The organism is Actinomadura sp. 6K520 (assembly GCF_004349245.1).
Classification (GTDB): domain Bacteria; phylum Actinomycetota; class Actinomycetes; order Streptosporangiales; family Streptosporangiaceae; genus Spirillospora.
The window spans coordinates 23,712-36,600 of record NZ_SMLC01000029.1; the positions used below are offsets into that span (position 1 = coordinate 23,712).

Consider the following 12,889-nt stretch of genomic DNA (forward strand, 5'->3'; position numbering starts at 1 on the left):
GGGGTGGTTCAGCCAGGGGCGGCCGGTCCCTGGGGTGGCCGGCGCGGGCTCGGCCCGCGCCGCGGCGGACGCATGGCGGCTCAGGGTTGGGTGATCTGCTGCGGCGGATCCAGGACGAAGTCGGCCGAGCCCTGGCCGAGCCGCTGGTTCTTCACGAATCCCGACACCGCGCAGGTCGACTCGGGCGAGTAGTTCAGGCTCGTCCCGGGGGTCGACGACAAGACGTGGGTGCCGTTGTCGTAGGTGCCGCTGAAGCTCCCCGGCCCCTCGGAGTAGACGATGGGGAAGAAGCCGTCCGTGAAGAGACCGGTCATGCGCGCCTGGCATTTGGTGCCGTCGGCGTTCTCGCCCGTCGCGTTGATCTTCACGCCGTTGACCGTGAGATCCACCCGGCCGTCCTCCCTGACCAGGACTCCGTTCAGCCACAGTTCGCCGTCCTGGCTGACGTCGACCGGGCGAACGGTGTTGTCGGCGGCCCTCAGCTCGCAGCCGTCGAAGGACATTCTCGCCTTCGCCAGCATGAAGCGCGGAGTCCAGTGCTTGGCGTCGAGACGGAACCGCATGGTGGCCGATTCGCATCTGAGCCCGGCCGTTCCGAAGAGGTTGTTCAGCGTGAACGGCTTCGCGACCGCGGTTACATTTCCACCCGGTCTGATGGTCCAGGTCTCCGGAAGCGGGGCCGCATTGTCATCGCAACCGGATCCGGTCGCGCCGTTGCACCATCTTCCCGATTCGAGATTCACATAGTTGCCCGACCCGGAGATGCTCGCGGTAAGGAGCGGACTCAGATCCTCGCCTTCCCCGCAGCCGGAGAACGCCGGTATCTCGAGATCCTTGACGATGGCGGTCTGTCCGAGGTCGGGGTTCAGTACCCCGGTGAACTGGTTTCCCAGGAACGACTCCGCGGAGAGCAGTGTCGAGCCCGTCGTGCACGCGTCGCCGAGATCGAGCGGGACGCCGTTGACCTCGGCCTTGCCGGCCTTGACCCGGACGTACGACGCGACCTTGATGCCGGTCTCGTCCAGGACGTCGGTCGGCTCGTCCGGCTTGCGCAGGCCCATGAGGCGGAGGTTGCCGGTGATCGGATCGCTCGCCCCCGCTCCGGGTGCGCCGACCTGGATCGTCTCCGCCACGGCGCGGGTCGGCATGAAACCGAAACCGAGCACGGTTCCCGGAACGGGATCCGTGCGGTTGACGATGTAGCCGAGTTGCTCCAGGTAGTTCGGCCCGGTGAGCTGGTTGGTGGCGCGATAGGTGGTGACCCCCCGCCGCAGGAGGGTCTCGGCGGAGACCGGGACGGCGTTCCCGGCCTTCTTGATATTGACGAACCCGACGGCTCCGATGCAGTACGGGAGCCCTGGGCCCTCGACCTTGGTCAGCCCGGTCGCGGGAACCGGCGGGTCTTCGAAGATCTGGTTCAGCGCGTCGGCGTCGTTGAGGGCGTAGCGGGGATCGAGGCCCGGCGCGGGGATCTCCTCGCACACCTCCTGCTGCTGGGCGGCGGCTTGGCTGGGAGCTTCGATCCGCGCGCCGGGAGCCTGGGTCCCGGTCCCCCTCCGCACCCGCACGTTCCCGATCACCGTCTCGTTCTCCGCGGCGCAGCGCATCGAGAGGCCGGCCTCCTCGGCGCCGGCCTCTGCCGCCCCCTGGCCCGGCACCAGAGACAGGCCGACGTCACCGATCGCCCAGGAGAGGCCGCCCGGTGAGCGGGGAACCACCGGGGGCGCGACCCCGCTGCCGGTCAGGTGCACGGTCCCGTCGCCGCGTGACGGCGTGGCCGCCAGCGCGAAGGCCGGCCACCCGCCGTGCATCTCGCGGCCCGGCTCGCGGACGGCGGCCCGCACCCGCGCGACGCCCCCGAGCGCGGGGACGGGCTCGACGCCCGTCACCGGCGGCGGCGCCGAGGCCCCGCCCGGCGCCTTCGCCAGCACCTCGTCCGCCAGCCCGGCGGGGAGGGCTACGTCGACCCGGACGGTGCCCAGCTGGACGGGTTCACCGACGGCGCCCGACGACGGGACGGTCGTGTCGATCCGCAGCCCAACCCGGTGCGTACCGGACTCGCCGGAGCACACGAGTTTCATTTCCGTTCCGATGTCCGCCATCGCCGGGGGGACCGCCACCAGCGCGCCGCTGCTCACGGTGACGGCCGCGACCGCCGCGAGCCGCGCGGCGTTCCTGGACATCGGGTGCATCGCACATCCTTGTTCGACGGGCGGCCGCACCCGGGCCGGCGGGCCCGGGTGCGGCCTCGGTCATGGCCGTGACCTCAGCTCAGGGGCTGGTGATGGTCTGGCCCGGGCTCAGCGCGTACTGGCCGATGAGCGCGACCTGGTCGCCCTCGTTGATCAGCGAGGGGTCGCAGTCGGCGTCGGCGGTCGCCACCTCCAGCGTGTTGCCGGACACGTCCAGCGTGCTGCTGCCGTTCGTGTGGGTGCCGGTGATGGTGCCCCCCGCGCCGCCGGGGCCGGTGATCGTCGCGTCGCACTCGTCGCTGCCGTGGATCTCGGCCTTGATGCCGGTGAGCTCGCCGCTGGTCACTCCCGTGGCCGCGTCGTAGCTGTGGGCGTTGAAGGTCCACGGCAGGTTGGTGGCCGTCACCTTGACGACGATCCCAACGGGACCGGTGCACCAGTTGTTCGGGTTGCCGGGCGTCGAGAACGACACCGAGTCCAACTGCGCGATGCCGGCGCCGGACAGGCCGCTGCCGCTCTGCGCCGTGCCGGAAGCCGTCGACACGTTGCAGATCACGGGAGCTCCGGTCGACAGGTCGACCGCCTGCAGCGCAACGGTGTTGACTCCGGAGACGGTTCCGCCGGGAGACACCGTCCAGGTGCCGGCCGCCGAGGCGGGGACGGCGGCGAGAGCGAGGGTGGTGGCCGCGGCCGCGGTGGTGGCCATGGCCTTACGGGTGAACTTTCGCATGTCAGTCCTTTTCCCTTCGAGGGGGGTGGTTTCTACTGCTTGTAGGGACACTGACTGCGTTCTACAAAAAGCAACTCCTCTGGGTTTGGCGGGGACAGAACCCATGGAGTCGAATTCCTGAACTCCATACCATGACCACCCGGTCCTGCCGGTACTGCTAGCCAAAATATACGCGCCGGTAACCGGCACATCAAGAGGACGGCCTAACCTTTCTTTGCCACCCCTTTGAACTCCTTGTGAAGTTAGCATCTGCTTAGCGTTCGATCACCGTCATTTGTCACCGATAAAGCATCACTCCGCCAATCCGCGCCGCGGTCAGCCGCCGAGGGTGTCGATGTTGGCGATCTTCCACGCCCCGCTGGTGCGGACCGCGTCCACCGCGAAGACGGCCGCGGAGTGGCTCGTCTCGTCCTTGTCGGTCCGCGTGTTCTGCTGGTCCGCGAAGATCAGCAGGCGGGCGCGGTCCCCGGTCAGCGACTTCACCGCGGAGTCGGTGACCGTGGTGGTGAGGACCTGCTTCTGCCGGGGTGCCTGCTCGCGGACGAGGGCGAACAGTTCCCTGTACTGCTGGACGGCCTTTCCGGTGAGGAGTTCCCGCGCGGCCTCCTCCGTTTTTGCGACATCCGCGTAGTTGTAGGAGAACACCGTGTCAACGGCCGTGGTGATCTGTCCTTTGACCTCGCTGGTGCGGGCGTTGTCGCTCAGGGCGGCGTTCTTCGCGGACGCCGCGCCGGTCCGTTCCCTTTCCTGCGCGGCCGCCCAGGCGGCCACCCCGCCGAGCGCCATTGTCAGCACACCGAGGAGGACGACCACGCGGATGCGCGCGGTACCGGGGACCACCCGGCCGAGGATGCCGATCTTTGCCATTCGCCTCTCCTGCCCGTCAGGGCGTTCCGGTCGGTGCCTGGCCGAGCGCCGACAGTTTCCACCCGGTCGGCGTCCGGGTGAGCCGGCCCGCGAAACGGCGGGTGCTGTCGACGGGCTTTCCTTCGGCGCCGCTGATGGTGATGCGGACGGCGGCGATGACCGCCGCCTTCCCGGCGCGGGTGTCGAGCTCGGTGAGGGCGGACTCCAGGACCTTCGCGGTGCTCGTCGTCCCGGCCTTCTCCACCTCGGCCTTGAGTCGTGCACGCCCCTTGACGATCTCGTCGTAGAGCTCGGCCGTCGCCGAGTCCTGCCAGACCTTCAACCCCGCGTCCACGTTGCGGTGGTCGAGGGTGTTGAGGTTGACGATCGCCTGGTCGGCCGCGGCGAGGACCCGGTCGCGCTCGGCGGCGTAGGACAGGGCTTCGTCGCCCGCCGCCGAATGGTACGACCAGCCGAACCACGCGGCCGCCGCCATCGCGACCAGCGTCACCAGGGACGCCACCCGGACCAGCGGATCTCTGGACAGGCGGCGCGGTGCCGCCGCGTCCGGCTCCGCGGCGTCCGGCTCCGCGGCCTCGGCATCCGGCCCTGCTTCTGCGGCGGCGGGTTCGGCCTCGGGCTCGGTGGCCTCGGGCTCGGTGGACTCAGGCTCGCGGCGTTCCGCCTTGTCCGCGCCCTCGTCCACGCCCTTGTCCACACCCTTGTCCGCGGTCTTGGTTCTGGTCACCTGAATTCCACCCTTTCTTCAGGCGGCCCGGAGGGCGCTGATGCGCCAGCCGTGGTCGTCGCGGGCCGTGACGATGAGCTGCGCCGCGACCGGCGGGCCGGTGCGTTCGCCGTCGCGCGCGGCCGTCTGGTCGAGCAGGACCAGCAGGACCGCCGTCCCGTCACGGGTGAGTTCGATGAGGCCGGCCCTGGCCACCTTCGTGGTGAGGGAGAGCTTCATGAGCGGGGCGTTCTGCTTCACCAGGCCGAACAGCGTCCGGTACTCGCCGGTGGCGCGGCCGGTGAGGACCTCCTTCGCGGCCCGTTCGGTGGCCGCGGGGTCGGTGTGCGTGTAGGTGAAGATCCGCTCGACCTTCGCGGAGACGTCCGCGATGATCTCCTCGGTGCGCGCCTCGTCGACGAGCGCCCGGTTGGCGGCCGGCGAGCTCTCGTGCCGCCGCTCCGCCCACCCGTCGACGGCCAGTGCGGCAAGGAAGACCGCGAGAGCGAGCGCCATCGGCCATCCCAGGATGGCGGCCCGCTTGACCACCGGGACGGCCCGGCTCCGGCCGAACCTCCCTGCCCGCGGGCGCGGAGTACGGCGAGCCGGACGGTCCCGGCCGGTCCGCGGCTCCTGCTCGGTGACGCTCACGGCCGGCTCCCCTCGGCGGGCGGGTCACCGGGCGCCAGCGGCTTGAGCGAGGCGACCTTCCATCCGCCGGCGACCCGCTTCATCCCGACCTCGTAACGCTTGCGCTGCTCGGTGCGCCGACCGTCCTCCCCCGTCGCGTCGATGAAGATCCGGACCGAGGCGATGACGGTCGCCTCGCCGGCGGAGCGGTCGAGTCCGGTGACGGCGAGCGCGGTCACCCTGCCGTGGGAGGCGGCGGCCTGCTTCGCGAACCTCGCGCGGGCGGCGACCATGTCGCGTTCGAGCGCGTCGTGGAACGGCCCGGTCGCGACCCGCAGCCAGTGCGCGAGGTCGAGGTCGGCCCGCTCGGGGTCGATGCTGTTCAGGAGCGTGATGTGCCGGACGGCCGTCCGGCTCACCTCGTCCCGCTCGGCGGCGTACTCGGCGTCCGCGCCTCGCCCGGCCTGGGCGAGCGACCAGAGGGACGCGCAGAGCAACACGGTGGCGGCGGCGACGAGCACGTACCCGGCCGGGCGGATCCAGCCGGGCGCCCGCGCGGCGGTGCGGCGCACCGCCGCGGCGCCCTTCATCGAGGTCCCTCGATTCCGAGGAGGCCCCGCAGGTCCGCCGGCGGGGCCGGGTCCGCGGGGGTCCGCACACCGAACACGCTGAACAGGCCGGCCAGCTCGGCCCGGTTCAGCGACCCGGGCCTGACCGGCTCCGGCACGCCCCTGCGGGGCGCGTTCGCGGAGCCGCGGACGTTGATCCCGGTCCTCGGGCTCTCCAGGCAGCGGGCGCCGGAGTTGAACGCGGGGGCGGGCGACAGGTCCAGGCCGCTGCGGTACCGGGTCCCGTCGTAGCCGCGGGTGCAGGGCTGCGGGTTGAAGAACGTGTTCACCAGGCCGAGCCGCACCTTGCCATCGGACACGATGGTGGCGCCCATGCCCGCGACCTGCGGGAGCCGGGCGAGCAGTTCCTCGATGCCGTCCTGGCGCGGCTCGGCCAGGCGGGCGGTGGTGAGGAGGTTGGCCAGCAGCACGCTCAGGTTCGGGTCAAGGTCGCGGAGCAGGCGGGACATCTCGGTCGCCGCCCCCGGACCGGACGCGATGACACCGCGCAGGTCGGCGTCGGAGGCGCGGAGCTGCCGCGCCAGCAGCCGCGTGTTGGACGAGAACGCCTTGAAGGCGTCCGCCATCTCGTTCTGCGTGCGCAGCACGTCCTGGCCGTTGTGGATCAGTGCGCGGGTCTCGGGGAACGCCGCGTCGGAGGCCGACACGAACCGTGCGCTGGTGTCGAGGAGCTGCTGGAGGTGCGGCCCCTGCCCCGCGAACGCCAGGGCCAGCTCGTCGATCAGGATTTTGACGTCGTTCAGCGGAAGCGACGCGGCGAGGTCGTTGACGCTCTTGAGCGTCTCGTTCACCGGCGCCGGGGTGGTGGTGGCGCTGCGCGGGATCGTGGCGCCCTGCGCGAGGTAGGGGCCGGAGTCCGTCCGCGGCCGCAGGTCGACGTACTGCTCGCCGACGGCGGAGCGGTTGGCGACGACCGCCTCCAGGCTCACCGGGATCTCCGGCGCGGAGCGCTCGATGTGGAGTTCGGCGATGACGCCGTCGTCGCTGAGGTCGAGCACGCCGACCTCGCCGACGGTGACGCCGCGGTAGGACACCGCGGACCCCTCGAAGAGGCCGCCGGTGGCCGGCAGGTCGAGGCGCACGGTGTAGTAGCCGCTCATCCCGACGTAGCGTCCCAGGTCGGCGTACCTGACCCCGACGTAACCGATCACGGCCAGCGCGATCATGAGGAATGCGACGATCTTGATCCGGGTACCCGCGGTGAGCATGGTGTCAGTCCCCCTCGCCGAGCGTCGGCAGCGGAAGTGCGGGCCCTCCACCGGACCCGTCGCCGGGCGCCCGGCGCTGCGGCGCCTCCGTCGCGGGCGCGGGCGACGCGGCGGGCGGGTCCGCCTCCGGGCCGCCGGTCAGCGCCTCGGGGCACGGCGTCGGCTGCGGCCCGCCGGGCGGTGCGGCGGCCAGCGCCCGCGACCGCGCGATGTTCTCCCTCGGGGTCGTCTCCTCCACCGGCGGGATCACGCATTCGTAGCCCTTCGCGGCGACGACGGTGAGGTAGCCGTTCAGGTAGTCGCCCTTGACGCCCTTGAGCGCCTCGTCGGTGAACGGGAAAGTGAGCAGGACCTCCAGCGACTTCGGCAGGTCGCGACCCGAGTCGGCGAGCTTGCGGAGGACGACCGCCAGCGAGCGCAGGTCCGCGACCGTGTCGTCCTTGCTCTTCTCGATCACCTCGACCGCGACGTCCGACAGCTTCTCCAGCTCCCGCAGCATCTCCACGAGCTGACCGCGCTGCTCGTCCATGACCTTCAGGCCCGGCGACAGGTCGTCCAGGACCGTCTCGACCTGGCCGTTGCGGGACGCGACCGTGGACGACAGCCGGTGCAGGCCGTCCAGCGCGTCAGTGATCGACTTGCGGTTGCGATCGAGCGTGGCGGTCAGCTGGTTCAGGTTCCGCAGCGCGGACCGGACCGTGTCCTCCCGGCCGCCGAGCGCCTGGTTGAGCTCCCGGTTGATCGTCCGGATCTGCGGGAGCCCGCCGCCCGACAGCAGCAGCGACAGCGCGCCGAAGACCTCCTCGACGTCGGCGTTGCGCGACGTGCGGGCTACCGGGATCGTGGCGCCGTCGGCCAGCGGCTGCGCGGACGGCGACGCGGGGGCGGCGAGCTCGACGTACTTCTCCCCCAGCAGGCTCGACTGCTCCAGGTTCGCAATGGCGTTCGCCGGGAGGCGCACGTCGCCGTTCACCAGCAGGGTGACCTCGGCGTCCCACGCCCCCTTCGGCAGCGACACCCGCTTCACGCGGCCGACCGGGACGTCGTTGACCCGGACGGCGGCCTGCGGGACGAGGTTCAGCGCGTCCTCGAACTGCACCTTCACCGTGTACGGGTTATCGCCGAGGTCGGCGCCGCCGGGCAGCGTGACGTCCTCGATCCGCATCGAGCAGCCCGCCGCCAGCACGGCCGCGGCCGTGCACACCGCCATCACCTTCGTGGGCACGCGCATCAGCGGCCTCCCTCGTCGCCGGTTCCGGTGCCCGTCCCGACGTAGGTCCGCCCCGCCGGCGGCAGCGGCAGCGCCGGCACGCCGGGCCTCCCCTCCTGCGGGACCGGGGTCGCTCCCGGCGCCCGGAGCCGTTCGCAGCGCTCGCGGATCGTCTCGCTCGCGAAGGTCCCGGCCGCGCACAGCGGGCTCGGGTCGGCGGCCGGCGGGTCGACGCCCGGCTGGTCCGTGCCGCCGAACGCCTTGGTGATCTCCAGGAGGTTGCCGCGGCTCATCAGCGAGCGCGTCTTCGGGTCATAGGCGTTCAGCGCGTTCTGCACCACCAGGGGCGCGGTGTCCAGGATCTCCGCGAGGGACGCGCGCTGCTCGACCAGGACGCCGGTGATGCGGGCGAGCTTGTCGACGTTGTCCTTGAGGCCCGCCCGGTTGTCGGCGATGAACAGTTTCACCTCGCGCAGCGCCCGCGCGAGGTGCTCCAGCGCCGCGGCGATCTCGTCGCCGTCCGCCGCCAGGAACTCGGTGACCTCGGCGAACTGGTTCTCCGCCAGCCGGATCTGGGACTCGTTCTCCTTCAGCATCTTGGAGAACGCGTTCAGGTTCGTGACCGTGGCGTACAGGTCGCCGCTGGAGTCGGCGAGCGTCTGCGACGCCTTGCCGAGGTCGGCGATCGTGGTGTTGAGCGCCTTGCCGTTGCCGCCGAGGTTGGCGGCACCGACGCTGATGACGTCCGACAGCGCGCCTTGCGCGTTCAGCCCGTCCGGCCCGAGGTCGTCCGCGAAGCGGCGCACGGCGTCGTAGAGCTGGTCGAGTTCGAGCGGTGTCGCGGTCCGGTCCACGTCGATGGAGGCGCCCGCGGGCAGCTTCGGCCCGCCGCCGTAGGCGGGATCGAGCTGCACGTACCGGTCGGAGACCAGGTTGGGGGCGATCACGACGGCGCGGACGCCGGCCGGCACGTCCACGTCCCGGTCCACGGTCATGTCGACCCTGACCCGGGTGCCGAGCGGCTCGATCGCGTTGATGGAGCCGACCTTCACGCCGAGGACGCGCACGTCGGAACCGGGATAGACGCCGATGGCGGTGCCGAAGTAGGCGGTGATCCTGCGTCCGGGGCCATCGCCCAGCAGCGGGAACAGCGCGATCCCGACGAGCAGGACGAAGATCAGGATCATCGCCTCCAGCACCCGGACCCGCCGGTCCCGGTTCGGTGACGGCAGCCGCGGCAGTTTCACGGTGCGTGTCGGGGACGACGCCATGTCACCGGCCTCCCGTCAGGTGCGGCGGTTCGCAGCCCGGCCCGGGCGGCGTCCAGTCGCCGTTCTTCAGGTACTCCTCGGGGACGGTGCCGCACAGGTACCCGTCGACCCACCGGCCGTTGCCCGTCGCGTTGCCGACGAGCCGCAGGTAGGGGGCGGCGTTCCGCAGGGTCCGGTCGAGGTCGTCCTGGTGGCGCTGGAGGAGGTCGGTGACCTTGCCGAGGGACGCGAGCGTCGGGCCGATGGTCCGCCGGTTGTCGTCGATGAGGCCGACGAGCTCCTCGGCGAGGCGGCGGGAGCCGACGAGGATCGCGTGGATGGCCTCGCGGCGCTTGCGGAGTTCGGCGAGGAGCAGGTTGCCGTCCTTGAACAGCGTCTCGAACTGGTCGTTCTGCGCGGCGATCGTGCCGGACAGCTGCTTGGTGCCGGCGAGGAGCCGCGCCAGCTCGGCGTCCCGGGACGCGATCGTCCTCGACAGCGACGACAGGCCGTCGAGCGCGACGCGGACGCTCGCGGGGGTGTCCTCGAACGTCGTGGAGATCGTCTCCAGGCTGTTCGCCAGCCGGGTCGTGTCGAGCCGCTCGAACGTCCGCCCGAGGTCCTGGAACGCGGTCGTCACGTCGTAGGGGGCGACGGTCCGGTCCAGCGGGATCGGCTTCTCCGGGTCCTGTTCGCGGGCTCCGAGCGGGTCGAGCTGGAGGTACTTCGACCCCAGCAGCGTCTTGATCATGATGGCGGCGCGGGTGGAGTCGCCGACCCAGGTGTCGCGGACCCGGAAGGTGACCCTGACCTTGTCGCCCTCCAGCTCGACACCGGTGACCTTGCCGACCTTCACGCCCGCGACGCGGACCTCCTGGTCCTCCTTGAGCCCGGCGGCCTCGGAGAAGTAGGCGCTGTAGGTCGTCCCGCCCCCGATGACCGGCAGGTCGTCGGCGCGGAAGGCCAGCAGGCCGAGCACCAGCAGCAGCACCATCCCGACGATCGACACCGGGACCGGGTTGCGCTCGCGCAGCGGCTTCAGCCGCGGCCTGCCCTTCTTCATGCGCGGCAGCGCGCGCGGCAGCGGCGCGGCCGGCCCGCCGGACGGCGGAGTGGGCGGTGTCGGGGGCGTCATCGGCGACACCTCGCGTCCTCGATCGGGATGCCGGTCGGCGGGGGCCGGTTCGTCAGGTCCGAACCCGCGTAGTGGACGCCGATCAACGTGACCTCGCACTGGTAGAAGTTCATCCACGACCCGTAGGAGGCCAGCCGGCCGAACGTCTGCAGCTTGCCGGGGGTCCGTTCCAGGAAGCGCTCCAGCAGCGGCGCGTCCCGGTCGAGGTTGTCGCTGAGGCGGCCGAGCTGGACGATGTCGTCCTTCAGCGGGTCCCGCGCCACCTGGAGCAGCCCGGCGGTCGCCGACATCAGGTCGCCGATCGCGCCGATCGCCTCCCCGATCGGCCTGCGGTCGGCGGCCAGCCCCGAGGTGAGCCTGCGGAGCGTGGTGACCAGGTCGACGAGCTGCCGGTCCCGCGTGTTGATCGTCTGGACCACGCTGTCGAGGTTGGTGATGACCTGGCCGATCACCTCGTCCTTGGCGGCGAGCGTGCTGGTCAGCTGCCCGACCGTGCGCAGCAGGCTCTCGACGGTGCCCGCCTCGCCCTGGAGCACCTTCACGATGGACTCGGAGAGCTTGTTGGCGTCCCCGGGCGACAGCGCCTGCATCAGCGGCTGGAAGCCCTGGAAGAGCTGGGTGAGGTTGAGGGTCCCCGCCGTGTTCTCCACCGGGATCGTGTCGCCGGGCTTCAGCGTCTCGTTGGGCGAGCCGGTGCCCTGGTCGAGGGCGATGTAGCGGCCGCCGACCAGGTTGAGGTACTTGACCGCGGCGGTCGCCGACGCCGGGACGTCCCGGTCGCGGTCCACCTCGAACGTGACGAGGGCGAGGCGCCGGTCGGTCACCTCGATCTTCTCGACCTGGCCGACCTCGACGCCCGCGATCCGGACGCCGTGACCCGGGTGCAGTCCGGCCACGTCGGTGAACTTGGCGTGGTAGGTGACGCGGTCGCCGCTGGTGGCGCCGGTGATGCTGGACGCGAGCAGCGCGGTCGCCAGCACCGTCACCACAATGAAGATCAGCGAGCTGGTGAGGGGGAAGGCGAGCCCCTTCAGGCCCTGTCCGGTGAGCCTCACTTGACCGTCACCTCCGTGCCCCGGTAGATGGGTCCGACGAGCACGCTCGACCAGTCCGGCAACTCCTCGGGGACCTGGTCGAGCGGGGGGCCTGCGAGCTCGTTGACCAGGTCGTTCTCGGACGCGGAGTTGGCCGGGCCGAGACCGCCGCCCGCGGTGCCGCCCTCGCCGGGAACCCCTCCGGCGGGCAGCACCCGCGTCGCCCCGCCGCCGGTCGGCAGGTACGGGACGCTCGGGCAGCGGGGCCCGCCGCCCGCGTCGTAGCGCGGCGCGTCCGCACCCGGCCTGTAGCGGCCCTTGTGCGGCACCGACACCACGATGCCGTGCACGCCGGGACGGTCGGTGCCCTTGCCGAGGGCCCGGTCCATCTCCGGGACGAAGTCGGCGAGCGTGCGGAACGTGCAGGGCGCCGCGGGGGCGTAGCGGCGCATCAGCTCCAGGCTCCCCCGGCTCTCCGCCGCCAGGTGGATGATGATGCCGGAGTTGTCCTCCAGGAATTCCCGGAGGTCGGCGGCCGAGCGCGATATCGACGCGTACAGGTCGGAGAGCGCGGTGCGCTGCTCCAGGATCGTGCGGCTCGTCACCGTCAGGTCCGTGAGCGCCTGCAGCAGGTCGGGCGCGGCGTCGGACGCGTTCCGCGAGAACTCCGCCAGCTCGGCGAGGTTGCGGGTGAGCGCCGGCATCTCGGGGTTCAGCTTCCGCAGCAGCGCGTCGAGCTGCTCGAAGTTGCGGCCGATCTGGTCGCCGCGCCCTTCGAGGGCGGTCGACATCGCGTTCAGCGTCGCCGAGAGCTTGGCCGGCTGGATGGTGTCGAGCAGGTCCATGGTGTGGTTGAGCAGCTCCGCCAACTCCACCGCGTTCCTGCTGCGGTCCTCGGAGATGACGTCGCCGTCGGCGATCGGCGGCGCCTGCGTCCCCGGCGGCGGCGTGAGCGCGACGTACCGGGCGCCGAACACCGTCGTCGGCAGCAGCATCGCGGTGGCGTCGGACGGCACCCGGTCCGCCATCTCCGGCTTCAGGGCCAGCTCCAGCGCCGCCCCGTCCCCGTCCGCGCGGATCGACCGGACCTCGCCGACCACGACGCCGCGGACCTTCACGTCCGCGAGCGGGTGCATCTCGTGTCCGGCCGTCCCGGTGCGCAGCGTCACCATCGTGGCCTCGGTGAACCGCTTGTTGTAGATCGCGACCGAGAGCCAGATCAGCAGCGCCGGGACCAGCAGGAACGCCACCCCGGCGAGCCGCCGCCCGACCACGTGCATGGTGCCCGATCTCGCCAT

12 protein-coding genes are annotated in these 12,889 nt (G+C 71.5%); all 12 read right to left on the reverse strand.

What is annotated here, in order from left to right:
- Nucleotides 1-80 precede the first annotated feature (80 nt).
- Nucleotides 81-2,183, reverse strand: coding sequence for a hypothetical protein (locus E1289_RS10580; protein ID WP_131978230.1), 2,103 nt, complete (start codon nt 2,181-2,183; stop codon nt 81-83).
- Between the two features lie 88 nt (nt 2,184-2,271).
- Entirely contained in the window at nt 2,272-2,922 is a 651-nt protein-coding gene (locus tag E1289_RS10585) for a hypothetical protein (protein ID WP_131978233.1), read from the reverse strand.
- Between the two features lie 315 nt (nt 2,923-3,237).
- The gene (locus E1289_RS10590; protein WP_131978238.1) at nt 3,238-3,789 is read right to left on the reverse strand and encodes a nuclear transport factor 2 family protein; all 552 of its coding nucleotides are present in this window, start codon (nt 3,787-3,789) and stop codon (nt 3,238-3,240) included.
- 16 nt (nt 3,790-3,805) lie between these two features.
- Nucleotides 3,806-4,516: a hypothetical protein gene (locus tag E1289_RS10595; RefSeq protein ID WP_243712737.1), complete on the reverse strand. Its 711-nt coding sequence runs from the start codon at nt 4,514-4,516 to the stop codon at nt 3,806-3,808.
- Between the two features lie 18 nt (nt 4,517-4,534).
- Complete coding sequence (locus tag E1289_RS10600) at nt 4,535-5,146, reverse strand: hypothetical protein (protein WP_131978241.1); 612 nt, start codon at nt 5,144-5,146, stop codon at nt 4,535-4,537.
- Nucleotides 5,143-5,715: a hypothetical protein gene (locus E1289_RS10605; protein WP_131978245.1), complete on the reverse strand. Its 573-nt coding sequence runs from the start codon at nt 5,713-5,715 to the stop codon at nt 5,143-5,145. The genes E1289_RS10600 and E1289_RS10605 overlap by 4 nt, the downstream gene beginning before the upstream one ends.
- Nucleotides 5,712-6,962: an MlaD family protein gene (locus E1289_RS10610; RefSeq protein ID WP_131978248.1), complete on the reverse strand. Its 1,251-nt coding sequence runs from the start codon at nt 6,960-6,962 to the stop codon at nt 5,712-5,714. The genes E1289_RS10605 and E1289_RS10610 overlap by 4 nt, the downstream gene beginning before the upstream one ends.
- 4 nt (nt 6,963-6,966) lie before the next feature.
- Nucleotides 6,967-8,193: an MCE family protein gene (locus tag E1289_RS10615; RefSeq protein ID WP_243712738.1), complete on the reverse strand. Its 1,227-nt coding sequence runs from the start codon at nt 8,191-8,193 to the stop codon at nt 6,967-6,969.
- Nucleotides 8,193-9,443 (reverse strand): MCE family protein, encoded by a 1,251-nt coding sequence (locus E1289_RS10620; RefSeq protein WP_131978251.1) that lies wholly within the window; start codon nt 9,441-9,443, stop codon nt 8,193-8,195. Before E1289_RS10620 ends, E1289_RS10615 begins: the two co-directional genes overlap by 1 nt.
- A gap of 1 nt (nt 9,444) precedes the next feature.
- Nucleotides 9,445-10,557: an MCE family protein gene (locus E1289_RS10625; RefSeq protein WP_243712739.1), complete on the reverse strand. Its 1,113-nt coding sequence runs from the start codon at nt 10,555-10,557 to the stop codon at nt 9,445-9,447.
- Nucleotides 10,554-11,612: an MCE family protein gene (locus E1289_RS10630; RefSeq protein ID WP_131978262.1), complete on the reverse strand. Its 1,059-nt coding sequence runs from the start codon at nt 11,610-11,612 to the stop codon at nt 10,554-10,556. The genes E1289_RS10625 and E1289_RS10630 overlap by 4 nt, the downstream gene beginning before the upstream one ends.
- Complete coding sequence (locus E1289_RS10635) at nt 11,609-12,889, reverse strand: MCE family protein (protein WP_131978265.1); 1,281 nt, start codon at nt 12,887-12,889, stop codon at nt 11,609-11,611. The genes E1289_RS10630 and E1289_RS10635 overlap by 4 nt, the downstream gene beginning before the upstream one ends.

Bases quoted from the DNA above. Each gene is read 5' to 3' on its own strand.
- E1289_RS10580 (WP_131978230.1), bottom strand. From the start codon at position 2,183: ATGTCCAGGAACGCCGCGCGGCTCGCGGCGGTCGCGGCCGTCACCGTG.
- E1289_RS10585 (WP_131978233.1), bottom strand. From the start codon at position 2,922: ATGCGAAAGTTCACCCGTAAGGCCATGGCCACCACCGCGGCCGCGGCC.
- E1289_RS10590 (WP_131978238.1), bottom strand. From the start codon at position 3,789: ATGGCAAAGATCGGCATCCTCGGCCGGGTGGTCCCCGGTACCGCGCGC.
- E1289_RS10605 (WP_131978245.1), bottom strand. From the start codon at position 5,715: ATGAAGGGCGCCGCGGCGGTGCGCCGCACCGCCGCGCGGGCGCCCGGC.
- E1289_RS10610 (WP_131978248.1), bottom strand. From the start codon at position 6,962: ATGCTCACCGCGGGTACCCGGATCAAGATCGTCGCATTCCTCATGATC.
- E1289_RS10615 (WP_243712738.1), bottom strand. From the start codon at position 8,193: ATGCGCGTGCCCACGAAGGTGATGGCGGTGTGCACGGCCGCGGCCGTG.
- E1289_RS10620 (WP_131978251.1), bottom strand. From the start codon at position 9,443: ATGGCGTCGTCCCCGACACGCACCGTGAAACTGCCGCGGCTGCCGTCA.
- E1289_RS10625 (WP_243712739.1), bottom strand. From the start codon at position 10,557: ATGACGCCCCCGACACCGCCCACTCCGCCGTCCGGCGGGCCGGCCGCG.
- E1289_RS10635 (WP_131978265.1), bottom strand. From the start codon at position 12,889: ATGGCGAGATCGGGCACCATGCACGTGGTCGGGCGGCGGCTCGCCGGG.